Source organism: Pseudomonas brassicacearum (assembly GCF_918698105.1).
GTDB lineage: Bacteria > Pseudomonadota > Gammaproteobacteria > Pseudomonadales > Pseudomonadaceae > Aquipseudomonas > Aquipseudomonas brassicacearum_F.
Genome location: NZ_CAKKMI010000029.1, coordinates 46,915 through 63,998 on the forward strand (window position 1 = coordinate 46,915; position 17,084 = coordinate 63,998).

Genomic DNA, 17,084 nt, shown 5'->3' on the forward strand with positions numbered 1-17,084 from the left:
GGTGGAGTTTTCTTACTTTTGCACCCCACACATCACCTGTGGCGAGGGGATTTATCCCCGCTGGGTCGCGTAGCGGCCCCGAAACCTGCCGACGTGGTGTGTCAGCTAAACGGAGTCGCCTGCTTTGGGTCCGCTGCGCAGACCAGCGGGGATAAATCCCCTCGCCACAGGATTCTTTGCTCGCCCATATTTCGCTGGTTGACCGGCATTTCTTGCTTGTAACCGGTAAAAGCTACGAACGCCTCACTGCTCGCGTTCAAGCACCTCATCCACCTCGACGCTACCTTTGCCCCGGGTCTTCAGCTCACTGACGATCACCGCCGCCACGATCAGTGCTGCGCCGAACAAGGCAATCGCTGGCAGCCGCTCGCCCGCCAGGCGCCCGGCGATGCCGGCCCACACCGGCTCACCGGCATAGATCAGCGTGGCGCGGGTCGGCGAGACGCTTTTCTGGGCCCAGTTCATCGCCACCTGGATCGCTGCGCTGGCGGCGCCCAGGCCCACGGCGCTGACCAGCAGCAACCAGGAAAAATCCGGAATTTTTTCCTGGGTCGGCACCACCATCAAGAAGGCCAGTACCGCCGTGCTTGCCAGCTGCACCACGGTCACCCGGCGCACATCGACCTGGCCGGCATAGGCGCTGATCAGGATGATCTCGGCGGCGATTGCGATGGCGCTGATCAACGTGGCGATCTCACCGGGGCTGAAGTTCAGCGAAGCCCCGGCCGGGCCCGACACCAGCATCAACCCGGTGAACGCCAGCATGATGCCGAGGCTTGGCATCAAGCCAGGCCGGCGGCCCAGCACCAGCCATTGCAGCAAGGGCACGAACGGCACGTAGAGCGCGGTGATGAACGCTGACTGGCTGCTGGGGATGGTTTGCAGGCCGACGGTCTGCAAGCCATAGCCGAGCATGATTGCTACACCGATGAAGGACCCGGCCTTGAATTCGAACAAGGTCAGCTCCCGCAGATGCCGCCAGGAGAACAGCGCGACAAACCCCGCGGCGGCGGCAAAGCGCAAGCCGACAAAGAACATCGGTCCGCTGACGGTCATGGCGTGCTGCACCAACAAGAAGGTCCCACCCCAGATCATGGTGATCAGCACCAGCACGCATTCGGCCTTGCTGAACCGGGAGAAACGGGGGGAAGCTTGCGGGGAGTTCACCGATGCCATGACCTTGCGCGCCACTTGAGGCGGACGCACAATGCGTCCGAAGTTGGGCAGTATAATGCGCAACCCAGCCATGTGAGCAATATAGTGCACAAAGAACCCGGCCAGCGGGCGTCCGTCCTGCAACACGTCAGCCAGAACGTCCGTCGTCTGCGGCATGCCGCCGAGCTCAGCCAGACGGCGTTGGCCGAGCTGTCGGGGGTCAGCCGGCGGATGCTGGTGGCCATCGAGGCCGGGGAAAAGAACGTCAGCCTGACCACCCTGGACCGCGTCGCCGAGGCCCTGGACGTGGCCTTCAGCGACTTGATCCAGGCCCCCGATGCCCGCGACACGAGCCGCATCAACGAGCTGGTCTGGGCCGGTGTGATCCCGGGCAGCAAAGCTGTGTTGCTCGCCAAGGCCACCGCCAGCCGTGAGGTAGAACTCTGGGAATGGCGGCTGGAGCCGGGCGAGCATTACCATTCCGAGTGCGACGCAGAGGGATGGAGCGAACAACTTTATGTATTCGAAGGCTGCCTGACGTTGCTGCTGGGCAGCGAAGAGCGCCGCATAGGCGTCGGTGAGTTCTTCATGTTCGCCAGCAACCAGCCCCATGCCTATCGCAACGATGGCTCGGTGGCGGCGAGATTCGTACGCAACGTGGTGATTTGATGCCTGGGGAGAGCGGTATGGACACAGGGCTGGAGCGACAGGGCAGCGGCCTCATCCGCGAAGCCGACATCCTGATCATCGGTGGCGGCCTGAGCGGTGCCATGCTGGCCGCGCAGTTGCTGCGCCTGCCGGGCCGGCGCGAGGTACTGATCGTCGAGCCGCGCAGTGAATTGGGCCGGGGCGAAGCCTACAGTGCCGTGGAACTGGGGCACACCTTGAACGGCAACGCGGCGCGCATGAGCGTCGACCCGGACAACGCCGATGACCTGACCCAATGGCTCACCGCGTTCATCGAGGCCGGCGGCTGGCCCGAGTCGGATCAGCAACACGTGCCGATCAGCGAGCTGTTCCCACCCCGGGGGATGTTTGGCCTCTATGTACAGCAACGGCTGGCCGAGGCCCGCGAGTTGGGTGCACAACACGGCTCGACCGCCGAGCACGTGCGCGGGGAGGCCGTGGACCTACAGCTTGCCGACGATGCCGTAATGCTGACGCTGGATGAAGGCCAGGTCTTGCGCGGACGTTTCGCGGTACTGGCCACTGGCATGTTCCCGGCGGCGCGCACCCCGCAAACCCAATCCAGCGGCTTGAATGCCGCGGCCCTGGACCCTTGGGATGTGGCTGCGATGCGCCAGCTCGATCCGCAGTCCACGGTGCTGATCATCGGCTCGGGACTGACCATGGTCGACGCCGTGGTGTCGTTGGACCGGGCCGGGCATCGCGGGCCGATCGAGGTGTTTTCCCGCCACGGCCTGCTGCCCCATGTGCGCCGTCAACCGCCCGCCTGGGTGGATTTCCTTGCTGAAGATCACAGCCTGCGTTCGCCCCGCCAGTTGATGCGGGCCCTGCGCGAGCAATGCCGCCTGGCCCAAGCCCAAGGGATCGATTGGCAAGCGCCGCTGGATACGGTGCGCGCGCACATCGGACGCTTGTGGAACCAGGCCAGCGATGTGCAGCGCCGGCAGTTCGTGCGCCATGTACGGCCATGGTGGGAGAGCCATCATCATCGTTCGCCACCGCTGAGCGCCGAACTGGTGGCGCGTCTGCACGAAGAAGGGCGGTTGCGGATTCACGCGGCGTCGTTCAAAGGGCTGGCCGCGTCTGCCGATGGATTAGTGGCCATTAGCGTTCGCCGACGGGGCGAGGCTGAACTGGACGTGGTGCAGGGCGCCGCGCTGATCAACTCCAGCGGCATTGAATATGATTGGCGGCGTGTTGCGCGACCATTGCCGCGGCAGTTGCTGGCCCGAGGGCTGATCCAGCCGGGGCCACTGGCCTTGGGTATTGCCGCGTGTGCTGACGGCGCGGTATTGGATGCTCGGGGTGAGCCCGCCAGCCGCCTGTTCGCCATGGGCCCGCCACTGCGGGGGATGTGGTGGGAGAGTACTGCTGTGACTGATGTGGCGAGTCAGGCCAAGGCGCTGGCGGGGCGGCTGGCTGAACTGCAAACCCTTCTCTAGGTTGAACACACTCCCTTTGTGGCGAGGGAGCTTGCTCCCGCTGGGCTACGAAGTAGCCCCAAAACCATTCATCCCGGTGTGTCAGATTGATTGCATTCAGCCTCTCTGGGGTTGCTGCGCAACCCAGCGGGAGCAAGCTCCCTCGCCACAAGAGCCGTTCACATGAGCGGTTTGCTCAGCAAGTTATTGCTCGCTCACCTTGACCCAACGCTCCTCCCGCGCCGCGACACGAATCGCCGCCGCCAGCCGCTCCACTTCCCAGGCCTCTTCAAAGTCCGTCCCGCTGCCGCCTTCGCCTGCAAGCGTCATCACCAGTTCATGCACTTCCAAGGTCTTCAATTCGTTGTATCCCAACTGGTGCCCGGCCGCCGGGCTGAACGCGGCATAGCCCGGTAAATCGGGACCGGCCAGCAGGCGCTGGAAACCTGCCTGGCCGACGCGACACAAGCGCAGTTCATTCAGTCGTTCCTGATCGAACGCCAGGGTGCCGAGGGTGCCGCTGATCTCGAAGCTCAGGTGGTTCTTGTAGCCGTGCTTGAGCCAGCTGCTGCTCACCGTGCCCCGGGCGCCATTGGCGAAACGCAGCAGCCCGTGGACCTGGTCATCCACCGCGATGGCGCGTTGTTCGGCATGGCCCGCGCTGGCAGGGCGTTGGTGGTGCACGGTCTGGCTGTCGGCGCACACCGCCTCGACATCGCCCAACAAGTGCCGGGCCATGGCCAGCAAGTGGCTGCCCAGGTCCGCCAGTGCGCCGCCGGCATGGGCCGCTTCGCAGCGCCATGACCACGGCGAGGCGGGGTCGGCCATGAAGTCTTCGCTGAATTCGCCCTGGAAACTGATGATCCGCCCCAGTTCGCCGCGCTGGATCATGTCCCGCGCCCGTTGAATGATCGGATTGTGTTGGTAGTTGTAGCCGACCCGCGTCACCACCCCGGCCGCCTTGGCCGCCTGGCGCATCTGCTCGGCCTGCACGAGGGAAACCGCCAGGGGCTTTTCACAATAGACCGGCTTGCCCGCCGCCAGCGCCGCCATGGCCATGGGGAAGTGCAGGTGGTTGGGTGTGGTGATGGCGATCAGGTTGACCTTCGGGTCGTCGATCAGTTGTTGCCAATCGCTGTGGGCCGTCTCGAACCCCCAACTGTGGGCGCATTGCCGGGCACGCTGCGGATCGGTGTCGGCCAGGGCCGCCAGTTTCACGTTCAGAGGGAGGTCGAACACTGCCTTGGCATTGTGGAACGCCAAGGCATGGGCACGGCCCATGAAGCCGGTGCCAATCAGACCGATGCCGAGTTCACGCATGAGGAAGATCCCTTTGAATTGTTATTTTCAGGAGGGCTCTTTATGGAATAAATATTCGCTAATTGCAAATGTTGGAATAAATATTCATTTCTCTGGCTGCATAGGATCCTCTTGTGGGAGCGAGCTTGCTCGCGATAGCGGTGCGTTAGTCAGTACATGTATGCCTGATACAACGCTATCGCGAGCAAGCTCGCTCCCACAGGGTTTCCCACAGGTCTGTCATGGGCTCACTGTCAGGACAGGAACCCACCATCCACATTCAACGCCACACCCGTGGTGTAGCTCGACGCATCGCTGGCCAGGTACAACACCGCGCCCGCCATTTCGCTTGGGTCGGCCACGCGCTTGAGGGGGATCTGCGCCAGGGCGGTTTTCAGGATCGCGTCGTTCTTGACCAGTGCCGAGGCGAACTTGGTATCGGTCAGGCCCGGCAACAGGGCGTTACAACGGATGCCGAACTGCGCGCATTCCTTGGCAAACACCTTGGTCATGTTGATCACCGCGGCCTTGGTCACCGAGTAGATGCCTTGGAAGATTCCCGGCGAGATGCCGTTGATCGATGCCACGTTGATGATGCTGCCGCCGCCGTTCTCGCGCATCAGCTTGCCGGCTTCCACCGACATGAAGAAATAGCCGCGAATGTTCACGTCCACGGTTTTCTGGAACGCACCCAGGTCGGTGTCCAGCACGTTGCAGAATTGCGGGTTGGTGGCGGCGTTGTTGACCAGGATGTCCAGGCGCCCGAATTGTTCGCGGATACCGGCGAACACCTGGCTGATCTGTTCCATTTCACCGATGTGGCAGGCGACGGCGGTGGCCTTGCCGCCAGCGGCGATGATGGCGTCGGCCACGTGCTGGCAACCGTCGAGCTTGCGGCTGGAAACGATCACATGGGCACCTTGCTGGGCCAACAGTTTGGCGATGGCCTCGCCGATGCCGCGGCTGGCGCCGGAAACGAAAGCGATTTTACCGTCGAGGTCGAACAACTGGGTCTTGGACATGCTGTTTCCTTGTTATAGGTGCGCTCAGAGCGTGGATTTGCTGATGACCTGCAGGCTCATCTGCTCCAGCAGTTTGTTCATCGAAACGAACTGCGCGAAGCGTTTGTCCTGGGTCTGGCCGTGGAAGAAGCGGTAGTAGATCTGCTGGACGATGCCGGCCAGGCGGAACAGGCCGTAGGTGTAATAGAAGTCGAAGTTGTCGATGCGGATCCCGGCGCGCTCGGCGTAGTAATCGACGAACTCGCGACGGGTCAGCATGCCGGGGGCATGGCTTGGCTGGCGGCGCATCAGTTGGACGGGGGCCGGGTCTGCGGCTTCGATCCAGTAGGCGAGGCTGTTGCCCAGATCCATCAACGGATCGCCGATCGTAGTCAGTTCCCAGTCCAGCACGCCGATGATCTGCATCGGGTTCTGCGGGTCGAGGATCACGTTGTCGAAGCGGTAGTCGTTGTGCACGATGCTCGACGTGGGGTGGTCGGCCGGCATCTTGTCGTTGAGCCAGGCCTTGACCGCTTCCCACTTAGGCGCATCGGGGGTCAGGGCTTTTTCGTAGCGGTCGCTCCAGCCGCGGATCTGCCGGGCCACGTAGCCTTCGGGCTTGCCCAGGTCGGCCAGGCCGCAAGCGTTGTAGTCGACACGGTGCAGCTCGACGAGCCGGTCGATGAAGCTCTTGCACAGCGCTTCGGTGCGGGCGGCGTCGAAACCCAGTTCCGGCGGCAGCTCGGAGCGCAGGATGATGCCCTTGACCCGTTCCATCACATAGAACTCGGCGCCCATCACTGACTCGTCGGTGCAGTGCACGTAGGCTTTGGGGCAGTACGGGAAACCTTCGCGCAATTGATTGAGGATGCGGAACTCACGGCCCATGTCGTGGGCGGACTTGGCCTTGTGGCCGAACGGCGGACGACGCAGGACGAATTCCTGCTCGGGGTATTCCAGCAGGTAGGTCAGGTTCGACGCGCCACCTGGAAACTGGCTGATCTGCGGCACGCCGGTCAGGCCGGGAATGTGGGCCTTGAGGTACGGGTCGATCAGGTTGGCATCGAGTTCTTCACCGTCGCGCACGCGGGTGGACTGATCAGTAAACGCCATGCTTATCCCTTCTGCTTATTTTGGAGGCCATCGATCATTGGCTAATCTAATGGCGCGCGGGAGGCGTCACAAGCACGCCAGGGTCTTATAGGTTAGCGTGTTGCAGGATAATCAGCGGGCTTGATGCATGGCGGCCATGGGCGAGCTATGGTTGTGAAGTCTGTCGCTTTCAGGGAGTCATCGCGATGGGATGCCCGCAAGTCTGTGGCACCGCGACCTTGCAATGCAGCTTCGGCGCCGCCCCGGCGGTGCTCAATGTGCTGCCGGTCAATCGCCTGCTGACCGGCGGGATGCCGGCGGCGAACATCATGGACCACATCCCGCTGGTGAACATCACCACGTTTGGCATGTGCCTGAGCCTGGCGAACCCGACCGTGGCGGCGGCGACCGCTGCGGCACTCGGTGTGCTGACTCCCATGCCCTGCATCCCGGCCACCGCGGCCCCATGGATCCCCGGCGGCGCACCGACCCTGCTGCTGGGCAACATGCCGGCCATCGATGCCAACAGCACCTTGATGTGCACCTGGGCCGGGGTGATCAAGATCGTTGTGCCAGGGCAGGTGCAGATGCTCATCCCCTGATTGGCAATCTTACAGGCATTGCACAGACCCTGTGAGAGCGAGCTTGCTCGCGATAGCGGTGGGTCAGTTGGTGGTGATGTTGGATGTGCCGGCGTCATCGCGAGCAAGCTCGCTCCCACAGGGGGGAAGACAATAGTCAGGCCTGCGCCGGATCATTCCAGCGCCTGAACCACCAGCGCACCCGGGAGATCGGCTTGCCTTCGGCGTCCAGTGGCCGGCCGTCTTCGGCGTAGCCCTGGGCCGGCTCCAGCAGTTGGCCGTTGAGGTAGCGGGCTTCGACCGCCGGGTTGCCGTTGGGGTGCAGGCGACGATAGCGGCCGTCGCGCACGCCGTCGCGATAGACCTCGGCTTCGGCCAGTTGCCCGTTGGGGAAATAGTTGTTCGCCTCACCGTGCAGCAACCCGCGGCGGTACGTGGCCTGCCGTTGCAACCCGCCTTCGGCCGCATAGAAACTCGCCACACCGTGCAACTTGCCCTTCACGAACGGCAGTACCGCAGAGACCTTGCCATTGGGGTGATACAGGGTGCTGCTGCCTTGCAGTTCACCCTGGCTGTAGTTGAGGGTTGCTTGCGGACGTTGCGCTTCTTGGATCTGCAGCGGGCCGTCGAGCTGGCCGTCGACCAGTTGCCCGCGCAGTTGGCTGTCGCCACGCTCCAGGTCGAGTTTTTTCGAGGCCATCGGTGAGCTCCTGTCAGTTGACCTTCACCAGGCCGCCCTTGATGGTCAGCATGCCGCCACCGTCCACGGTCTGTTCGGCCGCGGCTTTGTTCACCAGGCTGATGCCGGCATCGTTGGTCAGGGTGGTGCCGGCCTTGTTTTCCAGCGAGGTACCGGCCTGGTTGCTCAGGGCCGTGCCGGCTTTCTGGCTGATGGACGTGCTGGCCTGGGCGGCCAGGTCGGCGCCGCTCTTGATCGCGAAGCTGCCGCCGCTTTGCAGGGTCAGGGTGCCGCTGACCTTGATGGTCAGGTTGCCGTCCACCGTCAGGCTGTAATCGCCGGTGACCTTGTGCGCGTAGTTGCCGCCGGTGCTGTGGGTCTGGTCCGAGCCCACGGTGACGGTGCGGGTGTCCTTCACATCGAGGCTGTCGCTGCCGGTCTGGATGGTCACGCTGCGCTTGCCTTTCTCCAGGGTCACGGTTTCGTCGCCATCCTTCACCGTGCGGGTGCGGGCGTTCTGCACCGTGAGAGTTTCGTCGTGGCCGACGGTGGCGGTGGTGTCGTTGAGCACGTTGATGTTGAAGTCTTTCTGGGCCTGGAGAAACACCTCTTCGGCGTCCTTCTTGTCTTCGAAACGCAACTCGTTGAAACCGCCACCGCCCTTGGATGAATTGGTCTTGATCCCGGACTGGGTCTGGTTCGCCGGCAGTGCGTAGGGCAGGGCATTGTCGCCGTTGTAGACGCAGCCGGTCACCAGCGGACGGTCCGGGTCGCCGTCGATGAAGGTCACGATGACTTCCTGGCCGATTCGCGGCACGAACTGCATGCCAAAGCCTTTACCGCTCCAGGGCAGGACCACGCGCACCCAGCAGGATGACGTCTCGTCGTTCTTGCCGGTGCGGTCCCAGGGGAACTGCAACTTGATCCGGCCATATTCGTCGGTCCAGATTTCTTCGCCGGTCTTGCCCACCACCAGCGCGGTCTGGGTGTGCATGCGTGGTTTTGCCGTGAGTCGGGGCGGTCGATAGACCGTGGCCTTGGGGATCGCTTCGAAGCGGTTGCGATAGCTGTCGTGGCTGGCTTCGTGGCTGACCGAGGTCACGACCCAATCGATATTCAGCGTCGTGTCTTCATGGCCGGCGAGGGTGAACCAATACCCTGGCACCAGCCAGCGGCAGTCGCTTTCGCCGACAAAACGTTTCTCCTGGCTGCGCAGGCCGTCCACCCGCTGCTTGGTCAACGCATCGCCCTGGGCCTTGGCGGTGTAGCCGCCGGGATGTTCGTACATCGAGCTTGGCCCGGCCACGGCTTCGGCCTGGCTGTAGAGCGATGTCGTCGGCGTGGTGAATTCATAGTCGGTCGCCTGGTAAACCCCGGCCACCGCTTGCAGGCACACTTGCCCGGAGCGGATGCCATGCAGTTCCCGCTCGCCGATGTTCTGCCCGAGGTAGTTCACCGTCGGCCCGTTGGGAATCGGCAAGAACGCATCGTTGTTGTCGGCCAGCACCAGCGTGTGCTTGCCCTGCTCGTGGCTGAAAAACCAGAAAATCCCGTCTTCTTCCATCAACCGCGAAACAAAGGCCAGATCGGTCTCGCCGTACTGCACGCAGTATTCGCGCGGGGTGTAGCTGCCGGTGAGCTTGAGCTGGAAGTCGGTAAAACCATGGGCCTTGAAAATCGTCGTGACGATGTCCGAGGTGACGAGGTTCTGGAATACCCGGTTGTTGCTCGCCAGGGTCAGCCACCAAAGCCATGGGCGCAGTAAAAGTTGGTAGCGCTCGGCGGTGGCGTCGGCAGGGAGCTGGCGGATCTCGGCCACCAGCCAATCCAGCGGGCGCAGCAAGGCGTCCTTGTGCAGCGTGGTGGTCACGTGGCTGGCGACGGCCGTCGTGAGGTCCAGCGGAGCGCCGTCGTTGACGCCGTTGAGCATGTGCGAGCCCAGGGCGTTGAGGCGCTCTTCGCCGGACAGCGATTCAGGGTACAGCGCCGACAGCGTGGCGGCGGTGAGAGACAGGGTGGTGTTGCTGTCGGTGGAGCGGGGCATTGATTATCCTCAGATAAAAGTTGAGGGCACGCTTACCATTTGAATGTCCCACCTTTTGAATGAATCGCTGCCTGGTTGTCGCTGACCCATCCCCCCATCTCGTTATCGTTTCCATAGGTGTAGCTGTACATCAGCACTGAGTTTCCAATATAGGGTGCCAATTGCGGGCCGCAGAGCTGGCAGGGACTCAGTTCGATATAAATGCGGGTGACGAAATTGCTGTAATCACCGTCGGGAAGCGTGACGCTATTGATCGCTTGGACTAATGCGCTGATCTCCGCGTGCCCTCGCAGTGTCGTGACCACTTTTTTTGTTGTCGTGGTGTAGTTGCCAAGTAAATCCAGTTTTAATGCGCTGTCGCCGAACTTGTACAACAGCACGCCGCGAGCGGCATCGAAATGCTCGATTAGCGCAAAGCAGGTTCCATGGGATGCTCCCGAACCGGCCAGGGCCCGGCGACTGGAAGAGGATTCGTGACAGATACTGGCCAAGTCGGGAATGGTGCCGCCATTAGTTGCCTGATTGGCCGCCAGCCATGAGGCATATAAAGGGTTTGCCCCAGTCATCGCAATATTGCCGCCAGAGTAACGACCCACTTTATGCACTTCCGTCATGGAAATCTCCTCCCTTTCAGAGATTCGAGGTCACACGCCCTAAGCCAACGAGGCAGATCATTCAAAGATTCTTAGTGTTGTACATGACACTGGAGTGCCAGCCGGTGATGCCGAAGGATAAGCTGTAAGCCCAAGGCGTGAGCCAGCTCCAAGGTCGTCCGGTCCAGCCCGACAGACCTCCGGCATTCAAGATGTCGTCGACGATGGTGTGGCAGTTGTAGGCGCCGCTATAACGGTTACCATCAAACTCTTTATATTTCAGTGTCTTTGAAGAGAGAGCCGTGATCCTGTTGATCATTTTGTCGATATTGGTTTTGCTGACTTTTTTTGTGAAGAACCACAAATCCAGCATATTTGATGCGTTTAAATCTGTCGTTGATACACCTTCAGGGTCCAGCTCGCCCTCCATCAAAATCCCAACTGAATAAAACTTTGTTAGAGGTCCTGAGGTATGCCAAAGTATCAGGCCGGCATGGCCCGGATAGTATTTTCCACCTGATACCGGATTGAGCCGCGAAACCAGATCAATCATCACGGTTGTCCTCCAGCCATCGTCGGATGCAAAAGTGCTGAGGTCTTCCGTCTCGACAAACTCTCCGTCGGTGACCAGTTTTTTCACTTCATTATGAACGGTGGTGTCTGTCCAGCGCGGCTCCAGCTTTTTTGCCTGACCCGATGAACCACCAGAAAGGAATTTACCCACGGTCTGCTCCAGTCGCTTCTGTTTAACGTTGTTAGAGGTACGGAATCACTCCAACACCCATTCCGCCAATTTCCCCGTCACCTGCGTCATCAACACGTTCTCGACATCCCGTGCCCCCGCCGCGCTGCACTTGGCCAACACCGCCTTGACGATCCCCGCATCAAACTCGAACTGCTTACCCGTCGCGGCCTTATAGCGGGCGCGCAATTTCTCCAACTTCGCCAGCACAATCCCTTCCAGCGTCGCTTCATCCAGCGGCCGGTACGCCACCACCGTCATGCGCGCCAGAAAGGCGGGGCGGAATGCTTGCAGCAACACTTTGTGCAAGGCTTCGTTGAAGGCGTCGCTGCCCAGTTGCGCGGCGGGCGTATCCAGCAATAGCTCGGCGCCGACGTTGCTGGTGGCGAGCATCACGGTGTTCTTGAAGTCCACCACCAGGCCGGTGCCGTCTTCCATCAGGCCTTTGTCGAAGACGTTGTAGAAGGCTTCGAGCACATCCGGGTGGGCCTTTTCGATTTCATCCAGCAGCACCACCGAATAGGGTTTGCGCCGCACCGTTTCGGTGAGCACGCCGCCGCTGCCGTAGCCGACGTAGCCGGGTGGGGCGCCTTTGAGTTGGCTGACGGTGTGGGCTTCCTGGTACTCCGAGAGGTTGATGCTGATCAGGTTGCGTTCGCCGCCGTACAAGGCGTCGGCCAGGGCGTAGGCGGTTTCGGTCTTGCCCACGCCGGTGGGGCCCACCAGCAGGAACACGCCGACCGGTTTCTGCGGGTCGGTGAGGCCGGCGCGGTAGGCTTGCAGGCGTTGGGCGATGGTGTTCAGCGCGGTGCCCTGGCCCATGACCCGCTGGCCCATGCGCTGGCCGAGGGTGCGCACGGCGTGGGCTTCGTCGGCGAGCATCTTGCCCACCGGGATGCCGGTCCAGCCGGCAATCACGGCCGCGACGGTCTTGCTGTCGACCTGTTCGGGCACCAGCGGATCGTCCTGGCGAATGGCATCCAGGCCCGCCTCCAAACGCAGCAGTTCGGCGGCCAGGTGGTCGATGCGGTTATCGATCTCGGTGTCGGCTTTTTCACTGTCGGCGCGTTCGCTCAGGGCCAGCAGTTCGCGGCGGGTGTCGAGCAGTTCGCGCACGGCTTCGCGCTCTTCGCCCCAGCGGGTTTCCAGCTCGCGGATGGCTTGCACGTTGCTGGTCGATTCGCCTTCGAGCAGGGTGATGCGTTCGCGGTGATCCAGTCCAGTGGCCTGTTCCCGGCGCAGGCGTTCGACCTCGTCCTTGAGGCTGTTCTGCCGATGGCGCAGGCTTTCCAGGGGCGGCGGCACGTCGTGTTGGCCGAGGGCGACCCGGGCGCAGGCGGTGTCGAGCACACTGATGGCCTTGTCCGGCAACTGGCGCCCGGAGATGTAGCGGTGGGACAGCTTCACCGCCTCGTGGATGGCCGCGTCCAGCACCTGCACGCCGTGGTGCTGTTCCAGTTTGCTCGCCACGCCACGGAGCATCTCCACGGCGGTGAGTTCGTCCGGTTCTTCGACCTGCACCAGTTGGAAGCGGCGCGCCAGGGCCGGGTCTTTCTCGAAATATTTTTTGTATTCCAACCAGGTGGTGGCGGCCAGGGTGCGCAGTTCGCCTCGGGCCAGGGCCGGCTTGAGCAGGTTGGCTGCGTCGCTGCCGCCTTCCGCACCGCCGGCGCCGATCAGCGTGTGGGCTTCGTCGATGAACAGGATGATCGGTTTTTCGGCGCTGCGTACCGCGTCGATCACGCCTTTGAGGCGCTGTTCGAATTCACCTTTGACGCCGGCACCGGCCTGCAACAGGCCCAGGTCGAGCACGCGCAGGGTGACTTCCTGCAACGACGGCGGCACATCCCCGGCGGCGATACGCAGGGCCAGGCCTTCCACCACGGCGGTCTTGCCGACGCCTGGCGCGCCCACCAGGATCGGGTTGTTCTGCCGGCGCCGGAGCAGGATGTCGATGCATTGGCGGATTTCGCCGTCGCGGCCGACGATGGGGTCGATGCGCCCGGCTCGGGCGTCGGCGGTCAGGTCCTGGGTGTACTGGTCCAGCACCGGGTCCTGTTTCTGGGGCGGCTCGCCGGGTTTGGCCGGGCGCACGCCAGCGGCATGTTCACGGGAGCTTTCGGTCCACTCCAAGAGATGGGCGCGCAGGGCATCGCGGGGAATGCGCAGCAACGACGAAGCACTGTTGAGCAGCAGGCTGCGGCGCTCATCACGGTCCAGCAGCGCCAGCAGCAACAACCCCGAGCGGATGCTGTCCAGGCCCAGCACGCTGGCCTGGACCACGGCATCTTCCAGCAGGCCGATGGTGTGCGCCGACAGGGCGGGCGTGCGGGTACTTCCGGACTTGAACAGGTCCAGGGCCTTGTTGGTTTCCGTTGCCACCGCGTCACGCTCCAGACCGAAACGTGGCAGCAGGCAGGCAAAGTCACCGCCCTCGATGTCGAGCAATTCCAGCAGCAGGTGTTCGATTTCCACGTAGTGGTGGCTGCGCTGCATGCAGCGTTGCGCGGCCCGTTCCAGGGCGTGGCGGTTGTCCGGGTTGAGGCGTCCGATCAGGCTGGCCAGTTCCATTTCAGGCAATCTCCGGCTGACGAAGGCGGGTTTCGATCCGTTGCACGGCGAGGGTCGGCTGGCGTTGCAGGCCACCGTTCCAGTTCAGCCGTGGCGCTGCCTGGCGGTGCAGTTGCAGCGGGCCGGCGCCACGGATCAGCAACACCAGGGTGCAATCCAGGTCAGGGCCGAAGTACAGGGCGTAAAGGCTGGCGAGCAGCGGATGGGTTTCGCCGTTGGGCAGCAGTGCGCTGGCCTGGTCCGTGTTCAGCGGGCCGAGGGTCAGGCGCACGCCGGCATGTTCGTCCCAGACGTGGGCGCCGGCCACCGCGTTGCGGCCCAGGCACAGGTTGCGCCCGCCTGGTTGCAAGCGGCTGCGGCTGGCCGGCGGGATGTCACGCCAGCCACCTTCGTAGGCGGTCAGCTCCACGGGCAGCCCGAACTGTTCGCGGACAATCGCCGCGAACCCGTCCAGGGAGCGCCGGCCATCGGCGTACAGCGCGGTGCAGGCCAGTACCGCCGAGTCGGGGGCGGCCTGGCGCTCCTGCAAGGCCTTGGGCAGCAGGCCGGTCAACGCCCGCAGTTGTGCATGGACGGCGGACGATCCCGGGGCAGTGAAACCCAGGGCGATGCGATGTTTGCGCATCACCTTGTAAAGCAGGCTGAGCAGGCGATGCTGGAACAGGTCGAGGAATTCCGCCGGGGCGTGGTCCTTCGCCCGTGCCCGTTGTTGCAGCCATTCCTGGTAGGCGTAGGGCAACGGGCCGTCCGGGCCGCCGAGGCCGAAGATCGGTGTGGTCAAGGTCGGCGGTAGACCGGGTTCCTGATCCAGGCTCTCGACTTCACTGGCGGCGAACAGCGGCGTCAAAGGCCCGCGCAGGCGCAAGGCTTCGGCGTGCGGCGCGGTGCCGCTGCCCAGGGGCTCGGCCTGGGGATGTTCACGTTCGAGCAACAGCAAGGCCTGGAGCCATTCGAAGCGTTGCGGGTCGCGTCGCAGGCGCTGGCTCAGGTTCAGAGCACCAGGGGTTTGCCGGCTTGGGGTTGCCATGTCTTCACCTCCTTGTCGGACTGGACCAGCACGGTGCGCACGAAGCGATTGGCGGTGGCGTAAAGGGAAAAGAACTGCGCCAGCACCCCGGAGAACAGCACCGCGCTGCTACCGACGAAGTGTTGCGGGTCCAGTTGCAGGCGCACCTCCAGCCCATTGCGCCAGCCGCGCCAGGCGTCTTCGCCGACATGGGCGATGACCCGGTCGCAGCCCAGCCCCGATACCCCTTCGATTTGGCGGTGGGCGCTGGCTTCGTCCCGCAGGTTGTGCAATTGCAGAATCTCACGCAGTGCATCCAGTGCCTGGGGGCCTTCGACCAGAGACAAATGGTTGAGGGTCAATTGCGACACCAGCCGCCAGCGCGATTCGCCGTTCAGGCGCGGCAGGCTTTGCGGGCTGGGTGGGTTGCGCAGACGCGCCCAGGCCACCGGCCCCGGGCGCTCGAAACCCAGCGGCGTACCGGCCGGCAGGCTCTGGGCCAGATGGCGGTTGGTGCACAGCAGTTCGGCGGTGAGGCTGTAGTCACGGGTGTCGGCCAGCGGGTCGAACTGGGTGTCGACCAGGCTGACCATCAGGTCGGTACCCAAGCGGTTCGGGCTCATGCCACTGACCCGTCGCGCATGCCAATAACAGGTTTGATCGCTGCCGTGCTGGCTGCCGTAATAGGCCGGCACTTTGCGCACGCCCTCGCTGGACATGGCGCGCATGCCGCGGACGCTGTGGATCTCGACGCTGTTTTCGCGATGACTGTCGGCCACCAACCTGTACTCGCTGCGGGTGCCATCCGGGCGCAGCGGCTCGGACGTCCTGGGAAACAGGTTGATCACCGGCGTGCAGCCCAGGGCGAAGTCGCTGGCCTGCAGCGGCAGGCGGCTGGTGGGGGGGCGGTCGAAAACGATGTACAGGTATAAGGTCTGGCTATCGCTGGTGGCCCCGGCCAGTGGCAGGTCGAAGAAGCCGAATTTATCCGGGAAGGCAAAGTATTCGGCCAGCAGGCGCATGCCGGGATGCACGCCGTCTTCATCCGGCAGCAAGACCTGGTCACTGGCGAAACCGACGATCTGTGGCAAGCCGGTCAGGGGCTCCGGCACGCTGCCCGGCGCGCCGGCCAGTACCTCGATGGCGTGCGCGCCCAGCAAGTCGTACAGCCCGGCGTTGATGATCGGTGACGCCGCCAGGTGTACCCGCAGCGAGTCGATGCCCAGCGTCGACCACTGGCTTTCGCCCAGGCACCGCAGCTCCAGGCGCAAGGCCGAGCGGGCCCGGAGCACGCCGGTCAGTGCCTGGGCTTCGTCGCTGCCCAGCAGCAATGCCTCGCTGATTGCCACCGGCCACAAATGCACGGCGGCGGTGGTGCGAAAATGAATGCTCTGGCCTGTGTCCGTGGTGACGAACAACGGTGTGTCGCGGGGCAGCGGGTAGCCCTCGTTCAAGTTACCTTTGCTGGGGTCGGGTTCGAACTGCACGATGGCGCACGACGGCAAGGGCCGCATGGCCAACGGATAAAGCTGTTCGAGCAGGGCATCGCTGAATTCGGCGTAGTCGTCGTCCAGCCGGCGTTGCAAGCGGGCGGCCAACAGTGCGAAACCTTCCAGCAGGCGTTCGACGTGCGGGTCGGGGCATTCGCCGGGGGACAGCTCCAGGCGCCGGGCGACCTTGGGGTAGCGCTCGGCGAACAGGCTCCCGGCATGCCGCAACCAGGTCAGTTCGCGTTGGTAATAGTCCAACAGTTGCGGGTCAATCGAGTCGCTCATGTCGTACCTCAAGGCCGTCGCCGGCGTGCTCGATGACAAAGGCCACGGGCCAGGCATGCAGGTCGCCGCGCAGCTCGCCCGACAGCCGTATGCACAGTTGCTGCGGATGGCCCGGCACCGGGCAAACCTCGACCTCGCCCAGGCGCAGGCGAGGTTCGAAATGGGTGATGGCCTGGCGGATTTCCCGGGTCAGTTGGCGCCGGTCATCGCTGCGCTGCTGTTGCAGCGCGGTCCAGTCGGCGATGCCGTAGTCCAGGATGCTCGGCGGTTCGGTCAACGCCCGTGGGCCGCGTCGGGTATTGAACAGGCGTGACAGTTCGGCATGCACCGAGTCTTGCAACGCCTGTCGGTCGAATGCCCGCCCGGTATCGTCCGCCGGGCTGGCCAGGCGTTCGAACAGGGGCGGGCGCAGCCCGAAGCCAGCCATGGGCGCGACTT

Annotated in this window: 15 protein-coding genes; 3 read left to right on the top strand and 12 right to left on the bottom strand. The window is 63.5% G+C overall.

Annotated elements, in window-relative coordinates:
* Positions 1-243 precede the first annotated feature (243 nt).
* A complete protein-coding gene (locus tag LQ215_RS13840) occupies positions 244-1,248 on the bottom strand; it encodes a DMT family transporter (protein ID WP_230150581.1) in 1,005 nt (334 codons plus the stop codon).
* Between the two features lie 12 nt (positions 1,249-1,260).
* On the opposite strand from LQ215_RS13840, the gene LQ215_RS13845 reads away from it, so the two are divergent.
* Both LQ215_RS13845 and LQ215_RS13850 read left to right on the top strand, forming a co-directional pair.
* Positions 1,261-1,824, top strand: coding sequence for a helix-turn-helix domain-containing protein (locus LQ215_RS13845; protein WP_230150542.1), 564 nt, complete (start codon positions 1,261-1,263; stop codon positions 1,822-1,824).
* A 17-nt stretch (positions 1,825-1,841) separates the two neighbouring features.
* Complete coding sequence (locus tag LQ215_RS13850) at positions 1,842-3,284, top strand: FAD/NAD(P)-binding protein (protein ID WP_230150544.1); 1,443 nt, start codon at positions 1,842-1,844, stop codon at positions 3,282-3,284.
* Between the two features lie 183 nt (positions 3,285-3,467).
* Here LQ215_RS13850 and LQ215_RS13855 read toward each other — a convergent pair whose 3' ends face one another.
* From LQ215_RS13855 to LQ215_RS13865, 3 genes are all read right to left on the bottom strand, one after another.
* Positions 3,468-4,583 carry a Gfo/Idh/MocA family protein gene (locus tag LQ215_RS13855; protein WP_230150546.1) on the bottom strand — a complete coding sequence of 372 codons (1,116 nt, stop codon included), beginning with the start codon at positions 4,581-4,583 and terminating at the stop codon, positions 3,468-3,470.
* A 233-nt stretch (positions 4,584-4,816) separates the two neighbouring features.
* The gene (locus tag LQ215_RS13860; protein WP_018612731.1) at positions 4,817-5,584 is read right to left on the bottom strand and encodes an SDR family oxidoreductase; all 768 of its coding nucleotides are present in this window, start codon (positions 5,582-5,584) and stop codon (positions 4,817-4,819) included.
* A 24-nt stretch (positions 5,585-5,608) separates the two neighbouring features.
* Positions 5,609-6,676, bottom strand: coding sequence for a phosphotransferase family protein (locus LQ215_RS13865; RefSeq protein WP_230150548.1), 1,068 nt, complete (start codon positions 6,674-6,676; stop codon positions 5,609-5,611).
* Positions 6,677-6,861: 185 nt separating this feature from the next.
* On the opposite strand from LQ215_RS13865, the gene LQ215_RS13870 reads away from it, so the two are divergent.
* Entirely contained in the window at positions 6,862-7,257 is a 396-nt protein-coding gene (locus LQ215_RS13870; protein WP_230150549.1) for a DUF4280 domain-containing protein, read from the top strand.
* A gap of 136 nt (positions 7,258-7,393) precedes the next feature.
* Here LQ215_RS13870 and LQ215_RS13875 read toward each other — a convergent pair whose 3' ends face one another.
* The 8 genes from LQ215_RS13875 to tssE all read right to left on the bottom strand — a co-directional run bounded on the left by LQ215_RS13875 (position 7,394) and on the right by tssE (position 17,073).
* A complete protein-coding gene (locus tag LQ215_RS13875) occupies positions 7,394-7,936 on the bottom strand; it encodes a toxin-antitoxin system YwqK family antitoxin (protein ID WP_230150551.1) in 543 nt (180 codons plus the stop codon).
* Positions 7,937-7,949: 13 nt separating this feature from the next.
* Positions 7,950-9,959 carry a type VI secretion system tip protein VgrG gene (tssI, locus tag LQ215_RS13880; protein ID WP_230150557.1) on the bottom strand — a complete coding sequence of 670 codons (2,010 nt, stop codon included), beginning with the start codon at positions 9,957-9,959 and terminating at the stop codon, positions 7,950-7,952.
* A 32-nt stretch (positions 9,960-9,991) separates the two neighbouring features.
* Positions 9,992-10,573: a hypothetical protein gene (locus LQ215_RS13885; protein ID WP_230150558.1), complete on the bottom strand. Its 582-nt coding sequence runs from the start codon at positions 10,571-10,573 to the stop codon at positions 9,992-9,994.
* A 61-nt stretch (positions 10,574-10,634) separates the two neighbouring features.
* Positions 10,635-11,276: a hypothetical protein gene (locus LQ215_RS13890; protein WP_230150559.1), complete on the bottom strand. Its 642-nt coding sequence runs from the start codon at positions 11,274-11,276 to the stop codon at positions 10,635-10,637.
* A gap of 45 nt (positions 11,277-11,321) precedes the next feature.
* A complete protein-coding gene (gene tssH / locus LQ215_RS13895) occupies positions 11,322-13,865 on the bottom strand; it encodes a type VI secretion system ATPase TssH (RefSeq protein WP_230150560.1) in 2,544 nt (847 codons plus the stop codon).
* Between the two features lies 1 nt (position 13,866).
* Positions 13,867-14,892, bottom strand: a complete 1,026-nt coding sequence (gene tssG / locus LQ215_RS13900) for a type VI secretion system baseplate subunit TssG (protein WP_230150561.1) — start codon at positions 14,890-14,892, stop codon at positions 13,867-13,869.
* A complete protein-coding gene (gene tssF / locus LQ215_RS13905) occupies positions 14,856-16,646 on the bottom strand; it encodes a type VI secretion system baseplate subunit TssF (RefSeq protein WP_230150563.1) in 1,791 nt (596 codons plus the stop codon). Before tssF ends, tssG begins: the two co-directional genes overlap by 37 nt.
* Positions 16,630-17,073: a type VI secretion system baseplate subunit TssE gene (tssE, locus tag LQ215_RS13910; RefSeq protein WP_230150564.1), complete on the bottom strand. Its 444-nt coding sequence runs from the start codon at positions 17,071-17,073 to the stop codon at positions 16,630-16,632. Before tssE ends, tssF begins: the two co-directional genes overlap by 17 nt.
* Positions 17,074-17,084: the final 11 nt, after the last annotated feature.